The organism is Polaromonas sp. CG_9.5 (assembly GCF_035984465.1).
Lineage (GTDB): Bacteria > Pseudomonadota > Gammaproteobacteria > Burkholderiales > Burkholderiaceae_C > Polaromonas.
Map to the genome: position 1 here is coordinate 32129 of NZ_JAXCHR010000002.1, position 23271 is coordinate 55399.

Sequence of the window (23271 nt, forward strand, 5' to 3'; positions counted from 1 at the left end):
CACACCTGAGACAATCCCCCGTATGTTTGCACCTCTTCAAAACGACACCTTTTTGCGCGCCTGCTTCCGTCAGGCGACCGACTACACCCCGGTCTGGCTGATGCGCCAGGCGGGCCGCTATTTGCCTGAATACAAAGCCACGCGCGCTTTGGCCGGCAGCTTTATGGGGCTGGCGACCAACACCGACTACGCGACCGAAGTCACGCTGCAGCCGCTGGAGCGCTTTCCGCTGGACGCGGCCATTTTGTTCAGCGACATCCTGACCGTGCCCGACGCGATGGGCCTGGGTTTGTCGTTTGCGCTCGGCGAAGGGCCGAAGTTCGCCACGCCGATTCGCGACGAAGCCGCCGTGGCCAGGCTCGAAGTGCCCGACATGAACAAGCTGCGCTATGTGTTTGACGCCGTCACGTCGATTCGCAAGGCGCTCAATGGCCGGGTGCCGCTGATCGGCTTTTCCGGCAGCCCCTGGACGCTGGCGTGCTACATGGTCGAGGGCGCAGGTTCCAGCGATTACCGCCTGGTCAAAACCATGATGTACCAGCGCCCCGATTTGATGCACAAGATCCTGGCGGTCAACGCCGATTCGGTCGCGCAATACCTGAACCTGCAAATCGAAGCCGGCGCGCAAGCGGTGATGATTTTTGACAGCTGGGGCGGCGTGCTGGCCGATGCGGCTTTTCACACCTTCAGCCTGGCCTACACCGCGCGCGTGCTGGCGCAGCTCAAGCGCGAACACAACGGCGTGAAGATTCCGCGCCTGGTGTTCACCAAGGGCGGCGGCCAGTGGCTGCAAGCCATGAAGCAGCTCGACTGCGAAGTGCTGGGGCTGGACTGGACGGTGAACCTGGCCCGCGCCCGCGCGCAAGTCGGCGAAAACGGCCCCAACGCCAAAGCGCTGCAAGGCAACCTAGACCCCAACGTGCTGTTTGCCAATCCGGCGCAAATCGAAGCCGAAGTGGCCAGCGTGCTGAACAGTTTCGGTACGCCGCACACCGACCGCACGCAAGACGGCCCGACCCAGATTTTCAATTTGGGCCACGGCATCAGCCAGTTCACGCCGCCAGAAAACGTCGAAGTGCTGGTGCGCGCCGTGCATGCGCATTCGCGCAGCCTGCGCACCGGCGCCTGCTGAAAAAACAGGCACCAGCGGCTCCAAACCCGCTGGTTTGGGCACTTTCCAGACAGGGAAAGCGCAAAAATCAGCGCATTCAGTGCGACTTATGCACAAAATCTGTGGTACGGCTATTTAATTTCTATTTTTGGCCGCCATCCTCGCTATCAAAGCCATAGCACTCGTAAGTCGTTGATTTATAAGGAAACTTCAAATTGCCTTTTTTCCGTGCAATGGAAGGAAAACCCTGCTTTACACCCCTTTTCAGCGCATCGGCGCAATCTATCAACAAAGTTATCCACAGGCAGACTGACTCCGTCCAAAATGTTGAAAAATCAAGGACTTAGCGTTCGGTCTGAAGGCGGTTTTTTCCCTAAACGCCCCTCTGGACGCGCCCCATGAGCCACTGGCTTCAGGTCGTGGTAGCCACACCGGCGCACAGTGCCATCGCCGGACCGCTGACCTACCGCAGCGAATTGCCGCACTGCCCCGGCACCTTGGTGCGCGTTCCCTTTGGCCGGCGCGAGGTGCTGGGCGTGGTGTGGGACGTGTTGCCTGACAGCGGCGGCTTGAAGGAAACCAGCATCCGCGACATTGCCGGCGCGCTCGACGGGCTGGCGCCGCTGTCATCAACCTGGTGCAAGCTGGTGGCGTTTACCGCCAGCTATTACCAGCGCTCTTTGGGTGAAGTGGCGCTGGCCGCCTTGCCGCCGCAACTGCGCGAACTCACGGCGCTGCAACTGGCGCGGCGGCTCAAACGGCCCGTTAAAGACACCAGCAGCGTGCCAGATACTACCAATTTAATAGCACTCAGCGACCAGCAGACAACCGCTATCGCCGAATTTGATGCTGAAACCGTCGGAAAACAGCGGCCTGCGCTGCTGTTTGGGGCCACCGGCAGCGGAAAGACCGAGGTGTATCTGCGCGCCGCCGCCGCCGTGCTGGCGCAAGACCCGTCGGCGCAAGTGCTGGTGATGGTGCCGGAAATCAACCTGACGCCGCAGCTGCAGGCACGTTTTGAAGCCCGATTTGCCCACTTGGGACGCGAACGCGTCGTGCCATTGCACAGCGCCTTGACGCCCGCGCAGCGGCTCAAAAGCTGGCTGGCCGCGCATTCCGGCCAGGCCCGGCTGGTGCTCGGCACCCGCATGGCGGTGTTTGCGTCCCTGCCCAATCTGCGCCTGATCGTCGTCGATGAAGAGCACGACCCCAGCTACAAGCAGCAAGAAGGCGCACGCTATTCGGCGCGCGACCTGGCGGTGTACCGCGCGCGGCTGGAAAGCTTGAAGACGAACGCGAACAGCGCCCAAGTTTTCGCCACCGTGTCCCCGCCTGCCCCAGCAGGGGCCACGGAACCGGCTTCGCCGGGCCGTAGGCGCAGCGCCCCCTTGGGGGGCAGCGAACCCCACGCAGTGGGGAGCGTGGGGGTCAACACTTCATCGGCTTCGCCGGGCCGCAGGCACAGCACCCCCTCGCGGGGCAGCGAACCCCACGCAGTGGGGAGCGTGGGGGTCAACACTTGCCGGGTTTTGCTCGGCTCGGCCACGCCGTCGCTCGAAAGCTGGCAGGCCACGCTCACTGGCCGCTACCAGCGCCTGAACATGGACCAACGAATCGGTGACGATTCGGCCTTGCCTTTGGTCAGACGAGTGGACATGAACCACCAGCCCAAACACTGCGTCATCGCCCCGCCGCTGCTGCTAGCTATTGGCGAGCGCGTGGCGCGTGGCGAGCAGTCGATGATTTTTTTGAACCGGCGCGGCTATGCGCCAGTGCTGGCCTGCCACGACTGCGACTGGAAAAGCGACTGCCCGTACTGCAGCGCTTACCGGGTGTTCCACAAAATCGACCGCACACTGCGTTGCCACCACTGCGGCTTTACCGAACGCGTGCCGCGCGCCTGCCCGACCTGCGGCAACATCGACATTGCCCCCGTCGGACGCGGCACCGAGCGGCTCGAAGAACACTTGGCCGAATTGCTGGCGGGCGTGAGCCGACCCGACGGCAGCCCGGTGCGCATTGCCCGCATTGACGCCGACACCACCCGGCACAAAGGCACGCTCGAATCACAACTGGCCAGCGTGCATGCCGGCGAGGTCGATGTGCTGATCGGCACGCAAATGATTGCCAAGGGCCACGATTTCCGCCACATCACGCTGGTGGCGGCCATCAACACCGACAGCGCGCTGTTTTCCAGCGACTTTCGCGCGCCCGAGCGCTTGTTCAGCCTGTTGATGCAGGCGGCAGGCCGGGCTGGCCGCGACGCCCGGCACAGCGCCGCCAGCGAAATGTGGGTACAGACCTTTCACCCCGACCATCCGCTGTTTGAAGCGCTGAAACGGCACGACTACCCGGCGTTTGCCGCACAGCAACTCGAAGAACGGGAGGCTGCGGCCCTGTCACCGTTCGGCTTTTCCGCGCTGGTGCGCGCCGACGCCAAAACCCAGGAAGTGGCGCAGGGTTTCCTGAATGCCGCCGCTCTGGCCGCACAAGACCAGCAACTGCCCGGCCATGACCACGTCACGCCCTATCCGGCGGTGCCGATGACGATCCAGCGCGTCGCCAACATCGAGCGCGCGCAAATGCTGGTGGAAAGCCCGTCGCGCAAGGCGCTGCAAGGCTTTTTGGCCGCCTGGCAGCCAGTGCTGTTTGAAACGCGCCGGCAAGCCGACTTCAAAAGCCTGGTGCGCTGGGCGATTGATGTAGACCCGATTGCGATTTGACAGCCTTTCATGTCGATTCCGGTCTGGTGACAGCCCTCAGATGACAACCGTAGTGCGGGCAAGGTTAGCGGAGCTCTGCGCAAGCTCGCAGATCAACCCATCAACTCCGTTCAAAAAACCCAATGCGGCGGACATAACTTGCCCGTGCGTCCACATCCAATTGAGTCCAAGGATTAGCCGCTTTTCGTCGATTCAAACGGGCACTTAAATTAATACAAATTATCTCTGCTGGCCACCCCGCGCAGTTTGCCCCGCCAACATCAAACCAGACTGCCAGGCCGCGCTCATCTGTGCATGCAGCGGCGCAGCAATCCGGTGGTCCGATCTACATTTGGCTAAAGCCTGCGCCATACCTTGGGCAATACGCTGAAGAACCGCTGCGGGGTCAGACACGCCGCAGATGCGCCGCCCAAAATCCAGCAAGTCTTTAGCGCAGGGATAAATTTTTGACCCCTTGGCACCGGCAAATAGTTTGAGCGCCATGGTGTGGTCTTCCAGCTCGGGGCCGCCTTCAAAGCGTTGGTATTTGTAGATGGACGTAGTGACTACGTCGAACATGGGTGCGAGGCGCAAGTCATCCAGGCTGCTGTAGAGCACACCATAGTTTTTAAGGTGCCCGTCGCCGTTACGCACCATGACAGTAAAGGCAAGCTGCTCAAAAAACCGCGCCAGCCCGGCTGCCGGCAAGTTGATCAACTTTAAGGCAGTGACTACGCGTTCATAGCTGCCGTGGTACTTGCGATCTGACAGCGTATCGCGCACATGCTGGCCCATCAACGATGCGACGTCTTCAAAGCCCAAGCGCTTGCCGTTTGCGGCGATGTCAAAACGCTCAATCACCAACAGCGAGCCGTCTTCAGACAAATCAAAAGGTGCCACCTCAATGCCCGCTTCCCGCGCGGCACACAGGCACATGAACTCGTTGGCAGATAAGCCGGGGTAACGGTCAGCCGCCATTTTGATGATCAGGGTGGGCACCGGTAGAGTAGCTTTGTCGGGCACCATGATTTTGGGTTGAACACCTGATATACCCGCCCCGGTGGACAAATAGGCGTGCATCAGTTGCGCAAAAAGCGCCGGGCCGTTACCGCTGGCCAGCAAGTCGGCCTTGTTGACAACGGCAGCAGGCGTTAAAGCAGTTGCATCAGCCAGCCGATAGCCCAGCCGCCCAATGCCGTTGTTGCCCATCAAGGCCAGCAAGTGCATGGGAGTGATCGTCTGTTTGGGGAAGAACTCACGGATTTGCATGAACAAGTAGCCCTCGGGCAGGTTCATGTCCATCGCTGGAAACAGCGCGCTACCGCCGTCAAAATGCAAGATGCCAGGCGGCATCAGCAAAGACACACTGGGCTGCGAACCCTCATCGCGGCGGTAGTCAAAGGTGTAAGTGGACGCGTGCGCCAGTTGCCCGCTGTGCGCGCCGTTGATGTCTACATCGAGCAGACGGATGCGCTCAGGCAGCATTTTTGCTCCCTGCTTCGTTCCCTTCGTCCTCGTCTGCAAACCTGCGCTGCATTTCTTCAAGCGTCGGCATACCGGTCTTTTGCAGGCTGATACATAAACCCATGGCGCGGAGAATTTCAAACAAAGACGCTACGGTGACATCGTCGCCACGCTCCAGGTTGTGCAAGACGGTGCGGCTGCGCCCGGCTTTACGCGCGATGGCGACGGCAGACAGCTTGTTGTCCGCTCGATATTGGGCGATGGCTTTGCCAAGGTCCGCGGGAATTTTTAATTTGTTCATTTAAATGAACATTTAAGCCTGAAATCACAAAAACGTCTAGGTAAATGTACATTTCCAAATCAGATTTCTGACGACTCGATCTCAGAATATCAAGTCAGCCAGGCCACCACTGCCGGAAAGCTGAAAAACGCCAGCACCGTTGACAGCAAAATGATGCGCGCAATGCGCCCGTTGTCAGCGCCAAAGCGCTCGGCCAGCATGGCTACGTTGCTGGCGCTGGGCAATGCCGCCACCAGCACCACGACGGTCAGCGTAAAGCGCTCCAGCGGCAAGCCCAGCGCAATGGCGCCCAGGCCGACGCCACCCACCAGCAACGGATGCAGCACCAGTTTTATCAGTGCTACCGGCACGTAGTCCGCCAGGGGCGTGCGCGACACGCTATTCATTTGTGAGCGCGCCAGCACCGCGCCAATGGTAAACAGCGCCACTGGCGAGGCCGCATCGGCCAGCAAACTGACCGTGCCCATGACGGGTTTTGGCAACGCAAAATCCAGGCTAGATGCCAGCGCGCCCAGCGCAATCGACCACGGCAGCGGATTGACCACCACGCCCTTGAGCGCCAGCTTGGCGGCCCGTGCCGCACCGTGCTCGTCCGCGCCATCGAGCCGCGACAAGGCAATGCACAGCGACGACGTGACCAGCATGTCGATGACGATGGTGACAATCGCCGGGCCGGCGGCCTGCGCGCCCAGCAGCGCCACCAGCAGCGGCACGCCCATGAAGCCGGTGTTGGGAAAGGCCGCGACCAGCGCGCCGAACGCGGCGTCGTTCCAGCCCACGCCCCGCCGGCCGCCTTGGGCGCGATGCCGTGTCACGGCCACGGTGATGCCGACGATCAGCAAGGCGCACAGCAAATACACGGCAATCAGGCTGCCGTCGAGCAACTGCGCAATCGGCGTGCCGGCACCAAAGCGGTACAGCATGCAGGGCAGCGCGAAATACAGCACAAACGTGTTGAGACCCGGAATGGCCGCTTGCGGCAACAACGCCCGCCGGGTGGCAAGGTAGCCGCACAGCACCAGCGCAAAGAAGGGAAAGGTAACGGCAAGGATATTGAGCACGGGGCGTATTGTCGCCGGCCAGATGCGCTGGCAACTTGGCAGCGTCTGTACAAGCAAGCCACCGGTTTTGAGGCTGAAAGTGCCTGATTAGCTACCTACCTCAAAGAATAAAACCCGTCATTCCCGCGAAGGCGGGAATCCAGTGCCACATGCTGAACTCCGGCTGGATTCCCGCCTTCGCGGGAATGACACGGAAAAATCCGTGTCTGAGGTAGGTAGCTAATGAGATAAGAGTGCCTTTTTCGCATACTGCGCCTGCGCTGGCAGCTCTATTTTTTGTAGCATGTTCGACTTGCCTTGCGCTGCCATGTTGCGTGCGCCGGGAGTTTTTTTGATCACGCCATCCCGGCGTGGCGCTACGCTTCATTCTTTGCCCAAAAACCACCTTCCCCAGAAACCCAAGGAAACCATGGCCACCCACACAGAAATCGCTCAATTCCTGGCGCGAGAATTTCCCCAGACCCAATGCACCGTGGAGGCGGTGGGCAACCAATCCGCCACCATCCGGCACCCGATTGGCATTCATGAACTGCGGCCCGGTGGCACCGTGGCCGGGCCGGTGCTGATGGCGGTCGCCGATGTGGCGCTGTATGTGGCCATCCTGGGCGAAATCGGCATCGTTCCGCTGGCCGTCACCAGCAGCTTGAGCATCAACTTTCTGCGCAAACCGTCAGCCGACCGCGCCATCATCGGCGTGTGCAAACTCATGCGCGTGGGCAAATTGCTGGCGGTCGGCGAAGTCAGCCTGTACTCCGAAGGCAGCGACGACCCCGTAGCACATGTCGTCGGCACCTACGCCATTCCCCGCCAGCGGGCTGCGGCCGCCTGAGCGTTTGGTTTTTCGATTGTTGAATAAATCGCTACTTAATTTATAGCTGCTTGCGCACGTGCAGCGTGCGCTAGAGGCCTGAAAAACTTAATAAAATCAATTCTTCAGACTGTTCACAAGCCTGAACCCGGCGCTTCCCCGTTCAGCCCCGTCCCGCTGAAGGAAGGCGGCGCTGGTTATCACACAGGCGAGTGATTTTTCAGCCAGTCCTTGAGCGCCGCGTCAATGCGCGTCTGCCAGCCCCGGCCCGTGGCGCGAAAGGCCGCCGACACCTCGGGCGAGAGCCGGATGGTCGTGGGCACCTTGACCGCGTCCTGGGTGCTGCCCACGGGACGGCCACGGCGCACCGCCTTGGCGTACTGCGCGGGGGACACTGGCTTGTCGTCAATCAAAGGGGTGGCGTTGCGAAAGAAAGCCTCGTCCAGTTCGGGGGCATCGTGGGGGTCAACCCAGGCTTTGGGCGTGTCTGGCAATTTCGCGTTCATTGGCGTACCTCATGGAAATGATGCGGCGAGCCGCGCCGCGCGGTGTGTCGAGCACGTCAGGGCGCACGGATTGCGAAGCAAATTCATTCGCTGGAATTTAGTTTTTCCTAAACGGCTTGCTCACTTGTTAGCGCACTAAAAAGAGAAATAAATTGCAAGTTTCTTCTTTTAGGATCGTAACTTACAGTAATAGTAAGTAACATTCAGTTGTCCAATATACGTTAGCCTTAAAGTTCAAACACTCGTAGGGTCGCTTAATGTCAGAACTCAAAATCAAGTTTCGTTACGAACATGGCACAGCCGATTCAGGAAGGTTGGAAATCTATGACGCGGCGGTTGCGCTTCACGGGATCGCGCGAGCAAGCTCGATAGTCACGCACGCTTACCTAAATGGTGAAATACGAACTCGCGCCGAGGCAGTTAATGGCGCCAAGATATATATTGAAACGCCAAAAAGAGGGAGCTTTGTTTATGAGGCTACGATTTGGACGGCAGGCGCTTTAACGAGTGGCGTCTTTTATGACTACATAAAGTACGCCTTTAACGAGGCAGTTGGAAAATTTAATCAGCCCGCAGTCCACTCAAATGCGCTCGATAAGCGGATCGAGCCAACTTTAGGTGAACTGCCTGCCGTGCTTGAATCTGCGCTTGAGGAAGTTCATCGACCAATACGCCAAGACAAAAAGATAGTGCTCACCGTAACTCGCCCTCGCGGCGAAGAGTTAGCTGTTTTCGATGCGCAGTCACTACTTTATCTTCGACCCGCTACAGTTCCAGCACCTCACGAGATATCTGGCAACGTCACCAAATACAACTCACTCACTGGCTGGGGAAAATTCTTCGACTTGGTAGAGAAACGTACCGTTTCATTTAGCATCGATCTTGAAAGTTCGGAGAGAGCTAGGTCGCTGATAACTTGGTCGCTTCACGAGAACAATATGAGCAGACCGGGTCTTCTTTATCTAAATGCAAATGCGGTAGTAGCGCCGACGGGAAGCATTAAAAGATATATCGTTCATGGCGTTAGTGATTATCCGATAGCTTGATATCTAAGGAACCTCTGCATAACCCCGTTTTTTCTAGCTCAAACGCTCGTAAGTCATTTATTCCATTGACGCCAAAAATCGGAAAAACGACTTATGCAGACCATCCCTAAAACGGCATTGCAGTGGATCAGTTTCGCCAACTACTGAATTTAAATGTCGGCCCTTTCCAACCTAAAGTCTGAATTTGTTAATAAGTACTTGAATAAAGGAGCAAATTAGTGAACGCAATATTGAAAATCATGATCTTGGTAAGTGCAGTTGCTTTAACCGGATGTTCCACACTTCGGCATTACACGACACCAGACGAAGACAATCTGTTAAGCGGCGCAGGCTCACTGATGGTTGATAAAACTTCCAAAACGGCCGAGAAGTTTGAGCAGATCGATATAGGCGATCTATTAAAGCATTATGGTCTCGATAATCCAGAATTGGTGTCTACGTCGGCTGAAATGACCAAATTTCAGTACCTGCGTAATGATCTGCAAGACAGAATAATTGCAGCATCGAATCAACGATGTGGGACTTTTCTACGCGTACTTGTTTCTTCAAAATCTCAAACCCAAATGGGATGGAGCGGGTTTGCAACCCTACTATCCGGTGCTGCGAGCATTGCTACACCGGTATCTGCTGCGAAAGCGTTGGCGGCAGGAAGTACAGTTTCAAATGCTTTCTTGAGCCTGTATAACGAAGCGTATTTTAACAATCTCACAGTGAACGTTATTTCTGCAGGTATATCAAAGCAACGTGAGGGTTTATTGCAGTACATGACTAAGGAAAGAGAAAAGCCGCTTTTGCAATATCCTGTAAATCGAGCTATAGCAGATGCATTAACCTACCATTCTGCGTGTAACATCATTACTGGTCTTGAAGCAGCAGCAACTGCAACCAAATCTCCCTTGACGGCCAATATCGCCCCCAAGAATCAGTAAGAAAATAGGCACAAATCATCATTCCACCAGACCTGCGCAAAAGGCCGTTCAGGCAGATGAATTAAAACATTCAGCCGCTATACTCCGCCACAAGTCCACACCAAAAAAAGGTGTGGCCGGGTTTGGTAGCCCGTGTAACTCTCCTGCGACGAAAGCCGCAGTTTCCCCGCAGAACCTGCGGCTTCATCATTTTCGCTTCCAGTTTTTGGCGGCTCGGATGGGGGGGCTTCGGCTCCGCCGGTTCTCGCAGGAGGTTCCCGGTCTACCAACCCGTTCGAGCTGCCGCCCCCATTTGGTAGTGGGTGCGTCAGTTTTTGCAAACTGAACGTCCTGGAGGCCATTCATGGCTAACGCTCCCGCATTTACGCCCGTGGAATTTCACGGCGCGCACCTTCTCGCCTTCACCCTCAACATCGCGCCCCGTGCATCCGCCGCTATCGGCCAATCAACGAAGGGCGGTGCCGCATGAGCAGCCTGGAAATGATTGGCCGGGTCTGGCTGTCGGCCCTGCCCAAGGGCGTCAGCAAGATCGTGCTGCTGTGCTTTTGCGCGCACCTGAACGATTCGGCCAAGCTGAGCTGGCCGTCGGTGGCCCGAGTGGCGCGGCTGTGCGGCATGGGCGAACGCACGGTGCAAAAACACATCAGGGCGCTGGAGCGCGCGGGCATTCTGGTCGCCCGGCTGCGCCGCACGGGCCGCGCGACGCGCTATGCGATTGCGCTGGACGGGCTGCGGCCCCTGCCCTGCGCGGCCCCGGCGTGGCAGGTTTTGCCTTGTGCGCCGGCAGACCACGCTGCGCTTGATGCCATTGCCACAGTCCCAACCCCCGCACAATTTGCACCGTCCCCGGCAGATTTCGACGTGCCACCCCCGCAACTTTTGACGCCGACCCCCGCAGAATCTGCACCCATAACTGTATTGAACTTGAAAGAGAATAGTAAGACGCCAAACGCACCGGCCTTGCCGGCGGCGCGGGTGAGAATCGATCAGGTGAATCCGCAAGTCATGGCCGACTTTGCGGCCGTGCGGGCCACCAAGCGCAAAGGCCCGGTGACGGCGACGGTGGTGCAGGACTTGTGCGAACAGGCGGCGCTGGCGGGTATCACGCTGGAGCAGGCCATGAAAACCTGCTGCACGCGAAACTGGGCGCGGTTTGAGGCCGGATGGTTGCAGCCGCTGCCCGGCGCGGGCGCGGGCGCGGGCGGTGCGACAGTGGCTGCGCCTGCGCTGTACGTGTCGCCGCCCACGCTGCCCGCCGCGCCTGCGGTCGCCGCCGCCGGTCGTGAACGACTCGCCGCCCTGCGCCAAGCGGCCATCGACGCCGGGCTGGGCAGCGCCAAAGGCTGCGGCTGGGCGCACGCGGCGATTGAAAAGCACCGCGCCGGCCAGCCGGTGCGCCGCGCCGTGCTGCTGGACGCCTGCGCCGCGCTGAAGCTGAAACCGGCCAGTCTCAGCCTGCACGCCGCCCACCTGCACTGAGCGCCGTTATCCGTCATTCCCGCGCAGGCGGGAATCCAGTACGCCATGCCACCCCCCAGCGCCGGCTGGATTCCCGCCTACGCGGGAATGACGCGGAGAAACAAACGCTGGATGCCCGCCTGCGCGGGAATGACAAAGGCAAAGAAAAATAGGACTTGCGCAAAACTGCCACTTCCGTCATTCCCGCGAAAGCGGGAATCCAGTACGCCAGGCCACCCCAGCGCCGGCTGGATTCCCGCCTGCGCGGGAATGACGCGGGGAAATCCGCGTCTAGCTATGATGACCGCTGCCTTGGCGGCGCTTCGATGTTTCGTGGCGCGGCGTGCCGCCCGCCCTTATCGCTTCCTACTTTGCGCCTGTATGTCTTCACTTTCACCCACCTCTTCCAAAGCTCCCGCCATCGCCCACGGCCTGAACCTGGCCCAGCAGGAAGCCGTCAACTACCTGCACGGCCCTTGTCTGGTGCTGGCCGGTGCCGGTTCGGGCAAAACGCGGGTCATCACGCACAAGATTGGCCGGCTGATCCAGACCGGCATGCGGCCCGAGCAGATTGCCGCCATCACCTTCACCAACAAGGCCGCCGCCGAAATGCGCGAGCGTGCCAAAAGCCTGATCGGCAAGCCGGCCAAGGGCGTGCTGATCTGCACCTTTCATGCGCTGGGTGTGCGCATGCTGCGGCAGGACGGCGCGGCGCTGGGCCTGAAGCCGCAGTTTTCCATCCTTGACAGCGACGACGTGACCAGCATTTTGAAAGACGCCGGCGGCAGCACCGACGTGGCCACGGCGCGCCAGTGGCAGTGGACGATCAGCGCCTGGAAAAGCGCCGGGCTGAACGCCGCGCAGGCCGAAGCACAGGCCAGCGGCGACGAGGAACGGCTGGTGGCGCGCGTCATGGCCAACTACGAAGAGCGGCTGGCTGCCTACCAAAGTGTCGATTTCGACGACCTGATCGGCCTGCCGCTGAAACTGCTGCAAGAGCACGAGGAAGTGCGCAATAAATGGCAGGCGGCGCTCGGCCACGTGCTGGTTGATGAATACCAGGACACCAACGCCACGCAGTATGAAGTGCTGAAACTGCTGGTCGGCGCGCGCGGCCGCTTTACAGCGGTGGGCGACGACGACCAATCCATCTACGGCTGGCGCGGCGCGACGCTGGACAACCTGAAAAAACTGCCGCAAGACTTTCCGACGCTCAAAGTCGTCAAGCTGGAGCAGAACTACCGCTCAACCAGCGCGATTTTGCGCGCCGCCAACAACGTCATCGGCCCAAACCCCAAGCTGTTTCCCAAGACGCTGTTCAGCGAATTGGGCGAAGGCGAGCCGGTGCGGGTCGTCGACTGCGACAGCGAAGAGCACGAGGCCGAGCGCGTGGTGGCGCGCATCCAGAGCCTGCGCGCCGAAGGCAGCCTGCAAACCGAAGGCCAGCAGTACCGCGAATGGAAAGACTTTTGCGTGCTGTACCGGGCGAACCACATGGCCAAGCCGTTTGAAAAAGCCTTTCGCAAGGCGAACATCCCATACAAGGTGTCGGGCGGGCAAAGCTTTTTCGACCGCGCCGAAATCAAGGACTTGTGCAGCTGGATGGTGCTGATGGTCAACAACGACAACAACGCAGCGTTCATCCGCGCCATCAAGACGCCCAAACGCGGCATTGGCCACACCACGCTGGGCGCGCTGACCACCTTTGGCGATACCTACAAGCTCAGCCTGTTCGAGTCGCTGTTCAGCAATTCGCTGGGTTCGGTGCTGCCTGCCAAGGCGGTCGGTTCGTTGCAGGAGTTTGGCCGCTACCTGAACGACCTCGAATACCGCGCCAAGCGCACCGTGGGCGCTGAGGACGCACGGGTTTTTCTGACCGACTGGCTGAAGGAAATCGACTACGAAAAGCACCTCTACGACGGCGAGGACAGCGAGAAGGTGGCGGCGGCGCGCTGGAGCAATGTGATGGATTTTTGCGACTGGATGGCGCAGCGCTGTGGCGGGCAGATTGACGACGCATCCGGCGCGACGGTCGAAAAACCGACCAAGACCATGCTGGAAGTGGTGCAGACGATTGCGCTGCTTTCAACCATCAGCGAACGCGAAGGCGACCAGAACGTCGTCACGCTCTCGACGCTGCACGCGTCCAAGGGGCTGGAATGGCCGCATGTGGTACTGGCCGGTGTCAACGAAGGGCTGCTGCCCTTCAAGTTAGAGGATGACGACGGCAGCAATGGCGACAGCATTGAATTGCGTCTGCAGGAAGAGCGCCGGCTGATGTATGTCGGCATCACGCGCGCCCAGCGCACGCTGGCGGTGAACTGGCTGCGCCGGCGCAAGAAAAACCGTGAAACGATTGCCGGCGTGCCCAGCCGCTTTATTGCCGAAATGGCGCTGGACAAGGCAACGATCAAGGAAGACCCGCGCGAAAAAATCAAGGCGCTGCGGGCCGAGTTCGCCAAGAAAGCCGCCGATGGCGTGGCCGCAGCGGCGGCGGCCAAGGCGGCTTACGATGGCCGGTAAGCCGCATTGACCGACCGGTGCAGCACAGCGCCACCGAGTTTGTAAAACCGCGCAGCCCGCATTCACCCGCCGGTTGACCGCCATGAAAACCTCACGCGTTCAGCCGCAGCAGCCACCCGGAAATACGCTTTCAGCTAACATGGCCGGCCCGTGATTGACCGCCTTGGGCTTCAAACAGCGTCTTTTTCGACCGACGTCCATCACGAAACCGATCCGCTTATTCACCGATTCATGTACGCCAGACTTTCCAAATTCGCTATTATTTTAATAGCCAGTAACGCTCTGCTGGCGTGCGCCAGCACCCAAAACAAGCTTGAACCAGCCTGCCCGCCAGCGCTAAGCATGAAAGCCGAGCAGCTGTATGGCCGCTGGGCCGTTCGCTTTGACCATCCACCGGCCGGACTGCCCGAGCGCGCCACCATGCGCCTGCAGCGCCACGCCGAATTTTCGGAAAGCCTGGCCGGCACGGTCAGCCGTGATTTGGGGGCTGCTGCCGGCACACCGGCCATTGCCGGGCACGCCGCCGAAGCGGCGCTGGCTGGCGACCTGGACGAAGGCATGTTGTTGCTTGACGAGTCGTCTGACCGGATCAGCATCACCGGCACCTGGAACGGCGAAATGCAGCCGGGCTCGTGCGGCCGGGTTTACCAGGGCCGCTGGAAAGACACCAGCGCCAGCGCCGCGCCTGATGCGGCCGACATTCCTTTTACGTTGACACGACTTCCTTCACCCTGAACCTGACTGCCCCGCCAGTTTTCGACCTATCGCCTGCCCACTGAACCTCCTCATGACCTTTCCACTTTCCCCCCTTAGCCGAATTTTGCTGGCCTCTGGCCTGCTGGCTGGCAGCCTGGCCCAGGCACAAGCCGCCACGCCGGTCGTCAACATGCCGGCCAACCGCCCGACCAGCCTCGGCTGGCAGGTTTGCCAGGCCATCAAAAACGACACCGGCGCGCAGCTGGCCTGTTACCAGCAATGGGCCGATTCGCAGTTGCCAGCCAACACGCCGCCTGCAGCGCTGACCACTGCACCGGCCAACCCGGCCACCGGCAAGCCGGAAACTGAAATTTTGCTGCTGCCGTCGCTCAACACCGAAGCGCCTGACGGCAAACCCATCGGCTGCCGTAACACCCAGTATTCCGAGCTGTCCAGGTTCTGGGAACTGCAGCGCGGCACCGACTGCGACACCTTTGCGCTTCGTGGCTACCGGCCGATTTCGGTCGCAGGCGTCATATCGGGCGGCGTCAGCCCCCCGCCGGTGATTGGCGCAGGCACGCCGCCGGACTACAGGCATGGCGAAACCAAGATCCAGCTGTCGGTGCGCACCAAAGTGGCCAAGGGGCTGCTCAAAAGCGGCGAAGCTGACGGGGACGACCAGGATTCGCTCTGGTTTGGCTACACCCAGCAAAGTTACTGGCAGCTGTTCAGCCCGGCGATTTCGCGGCCTTTTCGCTCGACCGACCACGAGCCCGAGATCGTCTATATCTACCCGCACCAGATTGCGCTGCCGGGCGGCTGGAACTACCGGCTCTCGGGTTTGGGGCTGGTGCACCAGTCCAACGGCCAGTCTGATCCGCTGTCACGCAGCTGGAACCGCACTTACCTGATGGGCGCGGTTGAAAAAGAACTCAGCCCCGAGTCCAGCCTGCGCCTGCAGGCCCGCATCTGGGACCGGCTGCGCGAATCAGCGCCAAATGACAACAACCCCGGCATTGAGAACTACATCGGCCGCGCCGAACTCACGGCCAACTGGCAGATCAACAAGGCCAACACCGTGGGCGTGACGCTGCGCCACTCGCTGCGCAGCGAAGCACGCGGCTCCACCCGTGTCGACTGGTTGATGGCCCCCACCTCATCGCCGAACTACACCGGCCTGCGCTACCACGTTCAGCTGTTCAGCGGTTACGGCGACAGCTTGCTGGACTACAACAAAAGGCGCAATGTGCTGAGCGTCGGCCTGAGCCTGGTCGACTGGTAGACCGGCCACGGCACGCCGCCCGGTGCGCTACTTATTTAATAGCAAACCGCGCCCGTGGTTACTGCACAAGAAGGGGTTTTTATTCTTAATTCAGCCTCTGAACCCGCACCAGTCGGGCTTGAAGCCGCCCTGCGCGGCTGAACAGCCCCAGCTATTGACTTGACGTAAGCTGTGCGCATGTTTTTACCCCTCAATCGCACCGGCAACTGCCGCACTTCACCGACTGGCCCATGAACGGCACCGATGCGTTCACGCTGGGCTGCGTCATTTTTGGCTTGCTGCTGATCGCCAAGACGCTGGGCGGCTCGTTCATCAGCCGTCTGCCGTTGAGCGCGGCCATGATTTACTTGGCCGTGGGCCTGGCCATCGGCCCAAGCGGCATCGGATTGCTGGAGCTCGATGCGCTGACCGACACCGTGCTGCTTGAGCGGCTGACCGAAGTGGCCGTGCTGATTTCGCTGTTCACGGCAGGCATGAAACTCGAACTGCCATTGACCGACAAACGCTGGCGCATTCCGGTGCAGCTGGCCACGCTGTCGATGCTCGTGACCGTGGCGGCCATCACGGCGCTGGGCGTCTATGGACTGGGTTTGTCGCTGGGCGCGGCGGTGCTGCTGGGCGCGATTTTGGCGCCGACTGATCCGGTGCTGGCGTCTGACGTGCAGGTGGCCAACCCGCAAGACCGTGACCGCCTGCGTTTTGGCCTGACCGGCGAAGGCGGCCTAAATGACGGCACGGCTTTTCCGTTCATCATGCTCGGCCTCGGGTTGCTGGGCGTGCATGAACTGGGTGAAGGCGGCTGGCGCTGGTGGACGGTTGATGTGCTGTGGGCCGTGACCGGCGGGCTGGCGCTGGGCTATGCGCTGGGGGCGCTGGTTGGCCGCACCATTCTTTATCTGCGCATGCGCCACCGCGAAGCGCTGGGCTCTGACGAATTCATCGCGCTGGGGCTGATTGCGCTGACCTATGGCGTGGCGCTGCTGTGCCAGACCTATGGCTTTCTGGCGGTGTTTGCGGCCGGACTGGCGCTGCGCCGCATTGACGATGCCAAGCCAGGCGTAGAACCGGCAGCGCCGGAGCCGTCACCCCAAGACGCCGCGCTCAGTCCTGAAGAGCAAGCCGCCACAGGGGCCGAAGCGCCGGCCAACATGATGAATGCCGTGCAGCGCTTCAACAGCCAGCTGGAAAGTTTTATCGAAGTGGCGATGGTGCTGGTCATCGGCGTGCTGGTGGCGACGGTTGATTTCCGGTGGGAAGTGCTGTGGTTTGTGCCGGTGCTGTTTTTGGTGATTCGGCCCCTGGCGGTGTACATCGGCCTGGTGGGCACGCACGTCAAGGGCGCGCAACGCAACCTGATGGGCTGGTTTGGCATTCGCGGCATTGGTTCGATGTATTACCTGCTGTATGCCATCAACCACGACATCGAATCGGCGCTGGCCGAGCGCTTGCTGTCCCTCACGCTGGCGGTGATTGTCGCGTCCGTGGTGATTCACGGCGTTTCCGTCACGCCGCTGATGAACCACTACGAGGCGCGCAAGCTGGCCAAGAAAAAGCAGCGCGGCGACGCCAAAGCCTGAAAACTGGCGCGACGATGCGTCATCGTCCGGCGACTTTTAATCACTCTCAATTCAATAGCTGCTTGTGCCCATGCAGACTGCACGAGCGGCCTGTTTGATGCATAAAACCGCTGTACAACAGTCCAGCCGACGCCAAAGCGGCGCACGGCTTGCTCAGACGGCGGTTTTACCGGCTCAAGTCAAATCGGCCACCACGGCAAACCGCGCCGTCAACTCGCCCAGCCCCAGCTCATCGAGCACCTGCTGCAGGCGCGTTTGCGCGGCGCGGGTCTTGCCGGCGTTGGCCGTGGCCGGGCGACTGGCCAGAATCAGCTCGTTTTTCATCGAATGCTCCCAGCCGACCAGCTCGGTCACCGTGACCTGGTAGCCGTTGGCCTCCAGCTGCAGGCAGCGCAGCACGTTGGTGATCTGGCTGCCAAATTCGCGCGTGTGCAGCGGATGGCGCCAGAGTTCGGCCAGCGGGTTCTTGTTCAAGTTCAAGGCGCGCGACTTTTTCAGCACGCCGGCCACCTCGGCCTGGCAGCACGGCACCAGCACCATGTGGCGCGCCTGCTTCGCCAGGCCGAAAGCGATGGCGTCGTCGGTGGCGGTGTCACAGGCATGCAGGGCGGTCACGATGTCCACCGTGGGCGGCAGTTCAGCAGATTTCGTGGCCTCCTGCACCGACAGGTTCAGGAACGACATATGGGCAAAGCCAAGCCGCGCGGCCAGTGCGCGCGATTTTTCGACCAGTTCGGCACGGGTTTCAATGCCGTAAATATGGCCGTTGGGCCGCTGACCGGCCTGCGCCACATTAAAAAACAGGTCATACAAAATAAAGCCCAGGTAGGACTTGCCCGCGCCGTGGTCGGCCAGCGTAAAGCCCTGCCCTTGCGCCGCCACTTCGTTCAGCAACGGCTCGATGAACTGATACAGGTGATAGACCTGCTTGAGCTTGCGCCGCGTGTCCTGGTTGAGCTTGCCGTCGCGCGTCAGGATGTGCAGCTCCTTGAGCAACTCAATGGACTGGCCGGGCCGGAGTTCTTCAATGACTTGCGCGGGTTGGGCGGACTGGGCGGCGGCCAGCGCCTTGCGGGTGGGTTTGGCAGAAGGGGTAGGGCTGATTTTTTGCATGACCCCGCAGTTTAGTACCGCACTTTTTGCGGCCAAGCGGCACGCCGTCAAAGCCTTATGGCAACGCCCCGCACAAATTAAATTGCACACAATTTAATTGCACGCTACAATTTAGCCATGCCGGATACTTTGCCCTCTTCCACGCTAGACACCCCAAGCACCGACGCCATGCTGCGGCTGGACAACCAGCTGTGTTTTGCGCTGTATTCGACTTCGCTTGCCATGACGCGGCTCTACAAGCCGCTGCTGGACGCGCTGGGCATCACGTATCCGCAATACCTGGTGCTGCTGGTGCTGTGGGAGCGAGACGGCTTGAGCGTGTCCGAACTCGGCAACCGGCTTTTCCTGGACTCGGGCACGCTGACGCCGCTGCTCAAGCGCATGCAAGCCGCCGGGCTGGTCACGCGCCAGCGCGCCCTGGACGACGAGCGCCGGGTTCACATTGCGCTGACTGAAGCCAGCCGCCTGCTGAAAACCCAGGCCGCCAAAATTCCCGGCTGCATTTTGAATGCGGCGCAATGCCCGGTGCCTGAACTGGTGGCGCTGACGCGCCAGATGCAGGCCCTGCGTGAGCGGCTGCGCACCGATGCGGCCTGACCGCGTTCCATCCGCTTTGTTTGACTGTTTGATTTCTCAACCCCGCCTTGCCCTCAAGGCTTTTTCAAAGGACTCCCGATGACCACGAAACTTGACCAAGTGCTGTATACCGCCCACACCCACACCACCGGCGGCCGTGATGGCCAGGCCAAATCCGACGACGGCCACCTGAACATCACCCTGAGCTCGCCCGGCACCAGCGGCACCGGCACCAACCCCGAGCAACTGTTTGCCGCAGGTTACTCGGCCTGCTTCATCGGCGCGCTGAAAGCGGTTGCCGGCATGAAGAAAGTGGCTTTGCCCGCCGACACCAGCATCGACGCCAGCGTCGATCTGGGCAAGATTCCGAATGGCTACGGCATTGCCGTGCGCCTGGACATTACCCTGCCCGGCATGGACCGCGCAGCCGCGCAAGACCTGGTCGATGCCGCCCACCAGGTGTGCCCGTACTCGAACGCCACACGCGGCAACATTGAAGTGACGCTGACGCTGAAATAAGCCGGCCTACGCCAGCACGCCGCGCCATTTGCGCGCCCAGCCCACCGGCCACCGGCCCTTGGGCTTTTTTTGCGCCCGCCTGCGCCGCTTGAAGTCCCGCGCCCGGTGCAACGACAATCAGGCATGACTGATTACAACAAGGCGGTGACGCCAAGCGAGGCCATCCACGTTTACGAACACCTGACGCCCGACGTGGTGCTGGACGCGCTGGCCAGCGTCGGCCTGCTGGGCGATGGCCGGCTGATGGCGCTGTCGAGCTACGAAAACCGCGTCTACCAGGTGCATCTGGAAAGCCCGGTCGGCAGCGCCGCGCTGGCCGGCGATGTGGTGGTCGTCAAGTTTTACCGGCCTGACCGCTGGAGCGACGCGCAAATCCTGGAGGAACACGACTTTGCCGCCGAGCTGATGGCCGCAGAAATCCCGATGGTCGGCCCTTTGGTGCTGAACGGCACGACGCTGAACCACTTCAACGGCTTCAGCTTCAGCGTGTCGCCCAGCCGGGGCGGCCGCCGCCCGGAGCTGGAAAACCTCGACGTGCTGGAGTGGATTGGCCGCTTTTTGGCGCGCATCCATACCGTTGGCAGCGCCCGGCCTTTCGTGCATCGCCCGGCGCTGAACCTGCAGACTTTCGGCTACGACTCGCGTGACAGCTTGCTGGCCGGCGGCTACCTGCCGCTGGACATGGAATCGCGCTGGCGTCAGGCGTTTGACGAAGCCATGAACGTGGCGCAGGGCGTGCTGGACAGCGTTCCCCCGGCGCGGCAACTGCGCCTGCACGGCGACTGCCACCCCGGCAATATCTTGTGGACGCCCGAGGGCTTGCCGCTGGCCGGGCCGCATTTTGTCGACCTGGACGATGCGCGCAGCGGCCCGGCGGTGCAGGATTTGTGGATGCTGCTGTCGGGCGAGCGCAGCCAGCAGCTGCGCCAACTGGGCGCGCTGGTCGATGGCTATGACGAATTTGGCGAATTCGACCGGCGCGAACTCGCCCTGATCGAGCCGCTGCGCACGCTGCGGCTGGTGCATTACAGCGCCTGGCTGGCGCAGCGCTGGCACGACCCGATTTTCCCGATCAATTTCCCGTGGTTCGGCTCCAGCGACTACTGGAAAGGCCAGGTGGACATGCTCATCGAGCAGACCGAGGCGATGCAAGCCGCGCCGCTGGTGGCCTAGCCGGCCCTTCGTTTGCGCCGCATCGTCAGCCCCTTGCACGGTGCAGGGCGCAGGTCGACAAGGGGGTTTGCAGCCACCCGACCACACGGCCTTGGCTGACACGGTTGTGCTTTTTCGGGTTTTACCATGCGACATCACCCCTTAAAGAAGAACCTTTTTTATGCCAATAACCTCTTTGATCGCCCGCCGCCAATTACTTGGCTGGCTCGCCGCAAGCACCGTTTTTCCGGCTGCAGCCGCCACGCGCCGCGCTGCCGCACCCGCTGCCAGTTCGCTCACGGGCAGTGCGTTGATGGAGCAAGTCAACGCCGCAACCGACACGCCCGCACTCGCCCAGGGCGCACGCGGTCCGGCCGTCTTGCGGGCGCAAATCCTGCTTGACCAGGCGTGGTTTTCTCCGGGCGAAATCGACGGCGTTTTTGGACGCAACATGGGCCGCATCGTGGCCGCGTTCCAGACGGCGAACAGCCTGAAATCCAGCGGCCGCATTGACCCGGCAACATGGAAAGCCTTGATGGGCGAGAAGCCTGTGCCCTTGCTGACCGACTACACGATTACGGCGGAAGAAGCGGGCCGCGCCTACGACAAGCTGCCCGCCGACACGATGGCGCGCGCGCAGCTCAAGTCGCTGGGCTATGAATCCATTGAGGAAGCGCTGGGAGAAAAATTCCATTGCAGCCCCAAATGGCTGCGCGCCGCCAACCCGGCCAGCAGCTTCAAGGCCGGCGAGAGCCTTGTGGTGCCGGCCACCGGCAGCGACAAGGCGCCGACCAAGGCCGCCTCCATCCGCATCGATAAATCGGCGCATGTGCTTTATTTGCTCGACAAGGATGCGCTGCCGGTCGCTGCGTTTCCGATCAGCATGGGCGGCATCACGGACGACTTGCCAATTGGGCGCATGGAAATCAAAAATGCCGCCAAAGACCCGGTCTTCACTTTCAACCCCGACTTGCTCAAGGGCACCAAAAAAACCGATGTCAAGGCAGACATTGCGCCCGGCCCGAACAATCCGGTGGGCGTGTACTGGCTCGGCTTGTCAAAGCCGCATTGGGGCATTCACGGCACGCCAGAACCGGCGCACGTGGGCAGGTCGGAATCCAACGGCTGCATCCACCTGACCAATTGGGACGTGCTGCGCGTGGCGCAGGTCGTGAAAGTCGGTTTTGCCGTGGAAGTGCATGCCTGATTTTCGCCAGCCCGGGCGCTGGCGCAGGCGCATCGCTATCGCCCTGCTGTGCCTCGTTTCTGCGTTGGGTGCCCAAGCGGCCACCGCCAACACCGCGCCGCCTCTTGCATCCGCCAAAGCGCCTACTCAGCCGCCGTCCCTGCTGCTGCCGGTTCAGGGCGTGGCAGCCAGCGACTTGCGCAACACCTTTGACGACGGCCGCGACGGTGACAAAAGAGGCCATGAAGCGATTGACATCATGGCGGCGCGCGGCACGCCGGTGCTGGCCGTTAATGACGGACGCATCGCCAAGCTGTTTTTGAGCCAGCCCGGCGGCATCACGGTCTACCAGTTTGACCCGAGCGGACAATTTGCCTATTACTACGCGCACCTGGACCGCTATGCCGACGGCCTGGTCGAAGGGCAAACGGTGCGCCGGGGGGCGGTGCTTGGCTATGTCGGCGCCAGCGGCAATGCCAGCCCGGACGCGCCGCACCTGCATTTCGCCCTGTTTCGGCTTGGGCCTGAAAAGCAGTGGTGGAAAGGCGAGCCCATCAATCCGTTTGAATTTCTGGGTGGCCGCAAGCCCTGACGGGCAGCGTTACCAGTTGCGCACGCGGCCCGTGTCGAGGTGCACAAACTGGTCACGCGGATAAAACCCCACCCCACCCGCGCCCAGCGACAGCGCCGCCTGATGCAGCTCAGCCAGCGGCACGCCGGGCAGGCGAATGTCAATGGCGCGGCCTTCCATGTGCAGGCTTTTCGTCGCGACGCCGCCGCTGCCCGTTTTGCGCAGGCGGCTGTTGGTGGCCGGGCAGCGGTAACCCGATATCACCGCGAACGCGCCCTTGCTGCCCAGCGCCCGCTGCACGCGGTACAAAAAATCAAACATCTGCGGGTCCATCACGCCGACATCGCCGGTGTAGTGGTCACGCAAAAAGCGGTTCAGCCCGCCCAGCGCCTGGGGCAGGTAACGCTCGCCGTTGGCATAGACCAAGTCGATTTTTTCACCCGTATGGGTGTGCGTCATGGCCAGTTTGCGGGTGTTGGGCACTGACGCCAGCGCGGTATGCGTTGCCAGCGAAGGCAGGGCCACCGCCGCAGCGAAACGGGCGGTATGCTGCAAAAAATGACGACGGGCCGGTGGGGTGAGCGGGTGGGGTGGGGTCATGAGGGCTTTGGGTGCGTTGACGGCAGCGACGCCGGATTGCCTGGCGCAGGGCGTCGTTTGGCGGGCGGTCGAGGGCATCGATAGGTGCAA

The 23271-nt window shown here is 61.0% G+C and carries 22 protein-coding genes; 16 read left to right on the forward strand and 6 right to left on the reverse strand.

All coding sequences use genetic code 11. From position 1 onward, the window contains the following. The first annotated feature begins 22 nt into the window (after window positions 1-22). Complete coding sequence (gene hemE, locus RCH06_RS01610; protein ID WP_327079693.1) at window positions 23-1132, forward strand: uroporphyrinogen decarboxylase; 1110 nt, start codon at window positions 23-25, stop codon at window positions 1130-1132. 377 nt (window positions 1133-1509) lie between these two features. Then, window positions 1510-3834, forward strand: coding sequence for a replication restart helicase PriA (gene priA, locus RCH06_RS01615; protein ID WP_327079694.1), 2325 nt, complete (start codon window positions 1510-1512; stop codon window positions 3832-3834). 219 nt (window positions 3835-4053) lie between these two features. Here the strand turns inward: priA and RCH06_RS01620 are convergent, their stop codons facing one another. The 3 genes from RCH06_RS01620 to RCH06_RS01630 form a co-directional block, all read right to left on the reverse strand. Beyond that, window positions 4054-5298, reverse strand: coding sequence for a type II toxin-antitoxin system HipA family toxin (locus RCH06_RS01620; RefSeq protein WP_327079695.1), 1245 nt, complete (start codon window positions 5296-5298; stop codon window positions 4054-4056). After that, on the reverse strand, window positions 5288-5578 hold the full coding sequence (locus RCH06_RS01625; protein ID WP_327079696.1) for a helix-turn-helix domain-containing protein: 291 nt from the start codon (window positions 5576-5578) through the stop codon (window positions 5288-5290). The genes RCH06_RS01620 and RCH06_RS01625 overlap by 11 nt, the downstream gene beginning before the upstream one ends. Before the next feature lie 89 nt (window positions 5579-5667). Further along, window positions 5668-6639: an AEC family transporter gene (locus RCH06_RS01630; RefSeq protein WP_327079697.1), complete on the reverse strand. Its 972-nt coding sequence runs from the start codon at window positions 6637-6639 to the stop codon at window positions 5668-5670. Window positions 6640-7048: 409 nt separating this feature from the next. On the opposite strand from RCH06_RS01630, the gene RCH06_RS01635 reads away from it, so the two are divergent. After that, a complete protein-coding gene (locus RCH06_RS01635; RefSeq protein ID WP_327079698.1) occupies window positions 7049-7468 on the forward strand; it encodes a PaaI family thioesterase in 420 nt (139 codons plus the stop codon). A gap of 179 nt (window positions 7469-7647) precedes the next feature. Here RCH06_RS01635 and RCH06_RS01640 read toward each other — a convergent pair whose 3' ends face one another. Further along, complete coding sequence (locus RCH06_RS01640) at window positions 7648-7953, reverse strand: BrnA antitoxin family protein (protein ID WP_327079699.1); 306 nt, start codon at window positions 7951-7953, stop codon at window positions 7648-7650. A gap of 257 nt (window positions 7954-8210) precedes the next feature. On the opposite strand from RCH06_RS01640, the gene RCH06_RS01645 reads away from it, so the two are divergent. From RCH06_RS01645 to RCH06_RS01680, 8 genes are all read left to right on the forward strand, one after another. Next, window positions 8211-8999: a DUF7946 domain-containing protein gene (locus RCH06_RS01645; protein ID WP_327079700.1), complete on the forward strand. Its 789-nt coding sequence runs from the start codon at window positions 8211-8213 to the stop codon at window positions 8997-8999. 239 nt (window positions 9000-9238) lie between these two features. Beyond that, on the forward strand, window positions 9239-9928 hold the full coding sequence (locus tag RCH06_RS01650) for a hypothetical protein (RefSeq protein WP_327079701.1): 690 nt from the start codon (window positions 9239-9241) through the stop codon (window positions 9926-9928). A 343-nt stretch (window positions 9929-10271) separates the two neighbouring features. Continuing rightward, window positions 10272-10397: a hypothetical protein gene (locus RCH06_RS01655; RefSeq protein WP_327079702.1), complete on the forward strand. Its 126-nt coding sequence runs from the start codon at window positions 10272-10274 to the stop codon at window positions 10395-10397. Continuing rightward, window positions 10394-11407 carry a helix-turn-helix domain-containing protein gene (locus RCH06_RS01660; RefSeq protein ID WP_327079703.1) on the forward strand — a complete coding sequence of 338 codons (1014 nt, stop codon included), beginning with the start codon at window positions 10394-10396 and terminating at the stop codon, window positions 11405-11407. Before RCH06_RS01655 ends, RCH06_RS01660 begins: the two co-directional genes overlap by 4 nt. Window positions 11408-11767: 360 nt before the next feature. Next, a complete protein-coding gene (locus tag RCH06_RS01665) occupies window positions 11768-13909 on the forward strand; it encodes an ATP-dependent helicase (RefSeq protein WP_327079704.1) in 2142 nt (713 codons plus the stop codon). Window positions 13910-14251: 342 nt separating this feature from the next. Continuing rightward, on the forward strand, window positions 14252-14644 hold the full coding sequence (locus RCH06_RS01670) for a hypothetical protein (RefSeq protein ID WP_327079705.1): 393 nt from the start codon (window positions 14252-14254) through the stop codon (window positions 14642-14644). A gap of 52 nt (window positions 14645-14696) precedes the next feature. Next, window positions 14697-15887, forward strand: coding sequence for a phospholipase A (locus tag RCH06_RS01675; protein ID WP_327079706.1), 1191 nt, complete (start codon window positions 14697-14699; stop codon window positions 15885-15887). A 230-nt stretch (window positions 15888-16117) separates the two neighbouring features. Next, on the forward strand, window positions 16118-17464 hold the full coding sequence (locus tag RCH06_RS01680; protein WP_327079707.1) for a cation:proton antiporter: 1347 nt from the start codon (window positions 16118-16120) through the stop codon (window positions 17462-17464). A gap of 174 nt (window positions 17465-17638) precedes the next feature. Here RCH06_RS01680 and RCH06_RS01685 read toward each other — a convergent pair whose 3' ends face one another. Continuing rightward, window positions 17639-18577 carry a class I SAM-dependent methyltransferase gene (locus tag RCH06_RS01685; RefSeq protein ID WP_327079708.1) on the reverse strand — a complete coding sequence of 313 codons (939 nt, stop codon included), beginning with the start codon at window positions 18575-18577 and terminating at the stop codon, window positions 17639-17641. A 117-nt stretch (window positions 18578-18694) separates the two neighbouring features. Here RCH06_RS01685 and RCH06_RS01690 point away from each other — a divergent pair, with 117 nt between their 5' ends. The 5 genes from RCH06_RS01690 (at window position 18695) to RCH06_RS01710 (ending at window position 22602) form a co-directional block, all read left to right on the forward strand. Next, the gene (locus RCH06_RS01690; protein WP_327079709.1) at window positions 18695-19174 is read left to right on the forward strand and encodes a MarR family winged helix-turn-helix transcriptional regulator; all 480 of its coding nucleotides are present in this window, start codon (window positions 18695-18697) and stop codon (window positions 19172-19174) included. Between the two features lie 78 nt (window positions 19175-19252). Beyond that, complete coding sequence (locus tag RCH06_RS01695) at window positions 19253-19672, forward strand: organic hydroperoxide resistance protein (RefSeq protein ID WP_327079710.1); 420 nt, start codon at window positions 19253-19255, stop codon at window positions 19670-19672. A 123-nt stretch (window positions 19673-19795) separates the two neighbouring features. Then, the gene (locus tag RCH06_RS01700; RefSeq protein WP_327079711.1) at window positions 19796-20845 is read left to right on the forward strand and encodes a serine/threonine protein kinase; all 1050 of its coding nucleotides are present in this window, start codon (window positions 19796-19798) and stop codon (window positions 20843-20845) included. Window positions 20846-21005: 160 nt separating this feature from the next. Then, the gene (locus RCH06_RS01705; RefSeq protein WP_327079712.1) at window positions 21006-22031 is read left to right on the forward strand and encodes a L,D-transpeptidase family protein; all 1026 of its coding nucleotides are present in this window, start codon (window positions 21006-21008) and stop codon (window positions 22029-22031) included. Beyond that, window positions 22024-22602, forward strand: a complete 579-nt coding sequence (locus tag RCH06_RS01710; RefSeq protein ID WP_327079713.1) for a M23 family metallopeptidase — start codon at window positions 22024-22026, stop codon at window positions 22600-22602. The genes RCH06_RS01705 and RCH06_RS01710 overlap by 8 nt, the downstream gene beginning before the upstream one ends. Window positions 22603-22611: 9 nt before the next feature. Here RCH06_RS01710 and RCH06_RS01715 read toward each other — a convergent pair whose 3' ends face one another. After that, a complete protein-coding gene (locus RCH06_RS01715) occupies window positions 22612-23181 on the reverse strand; it encodes a DUF882 domain-containing protein (protein ID WP_327079714.1) in 570 nt (189 codons plus the stop codon). Window positions 23182-23271 lie beyond the last annotated feature (90 nt).

Coding starts and splice junctions, on each gene's coding strand:
- hemE (WP_327079693.1), top strand. CDS start 23: ATGTTTGCACCTCTTCAAAACGACACCTTTTTGCGCGCCTGCTTCCGT.
- priA (WP_327079694.1), top strand. CDS start 1,510: ATGAGCCACTGGCTTCAGGTCGTGGTAGCCACACCGGCGCACAGTGCC.
- RCH06_RS01620 (WP_327079695.1), bottom strand. CDS start 5,298: ATGCTGCCTGAGCGCATCCGTCTGCTCGATGTAGACATCAACGGCGCG.
- RCH06_RS01625 (WP_327079696.1), bottom strand. CDS start 5,578: ATGAACAAATTAAAAATTCCCGCGGACCTTGGCAAAGCCATCGCCCAA.
- RCH06_RS01635 (WP_327079698.1), top strand. CDS start 7,049: ATGGCCACCCACACAGAAATCGCTCAATTCCTGGCGCGAGAATTTCCC.
- RCH06_RS01640 (WP_327079699.1), bottom strand. CDS start 7,953: ATGAACGCGAAATTGCCAGACACGCCCAAAGCCTGGGTTGACCCCCAC.
- RCH06_RS01645 (WP_327079700.1), top strand. CDS start 8,211: ATGTCAGAACTCAAAATCAAGTTTCGTTACGAACATGGCACAGCCGAT.
- RCH06_RS01650 (WP_327079701.1), top strand. CDS start 9,239: ATGATCTTGGTAAGTGCAGTTGCTTTAACCGGATGTTCCACACTTCGG.
- RCH06_RS01655 (WP_327079702.1), top strand. CDS start 10,272: ATGGCTAACGCTCCCGCATTTACGCCCGTGGAATTTCACGGCGCGCAC.
- RCH06_RS01660 (WP_327079703.1), top strand. CDS start 10,394: ATGAGCAGCCTGGAAATGATTGGCCGGGTCTGGCTGTCGGCCCTGCCC.
- RCH06_RS01665 (WP_327079704.1), top strand. CDS start 11,768: ATGTCTTCACTTTCACCCACCTCTTCCAAAGCTCCCGCCATCGCCCAC.
- RCH06_RS01670 (WP_327079705.1), top strand. CDS start 14,252: ATGAAAGCCGAGCAGCTGTATGGCCGCTGGGCCGTTCGCTTTGACCAT.
- RCH06_RS01675 (WP_327079706.1), top strand. CDS start 14,697: ATGACCTTTCCACTTTCCCCCCTTAGCCGAATTTTGCTGGCCTCTGGC.
- RCH06_RS01680 (WP_327079707.1), top strand. CDS start 16,118: ATGAACGGCACCGATGCGTTCACGCTGGGCTGCGTCATTTTTGGCTTG.
- RCH06_RS01685 (WP_327079708.1), bottom strand. CDS start 18,577: ATGCAAAAAATCAGCCCTACCCCTTCTGCCAAACCCACCCGCAAGGCG.
- RCH06_RS01690 (WP_327079709.1), top strand. CDS start 18,695: ATGCCGGATACTTTGCCCTCTTCCACGCTAGACACCCCAAGCACCGAC.
- RCH06_RS01695 (WP_327079710.1), top strand. CDS start 19,253: ATGACCACGAAACTTGACCAAGTGCTGTATACCGCCCACACCCACACC.
- RCH06_RS01700 (WP_327079711.1), top strand. CDS start 19,796: ATGACTGATTACAACAAGGCGGTGACGCCAAGCGAGGCCATCCACGTT.
- RCH06_RS01705 (WP_327079712.1), top strand. CDS start 21,006: ATGCCAATAACCTCTTTGATCGCCCGCCGCCAATTACTTGGCTGGCTC.
- RCH06_RS01710 (WP_327079713.1), top strand. CDS start 22,024: ATGCCTGATTTTCGCCAGCCCGGGCGCTGGCGCAGGCGCATCGCTATC.
- RCH06_RS01715 (WP_327079714.1), bottom strand. CDS start 23,181: ATGACCCCACCCCACCCGCTCACCCCACCGGCCCGTCGTCATTTTTTG.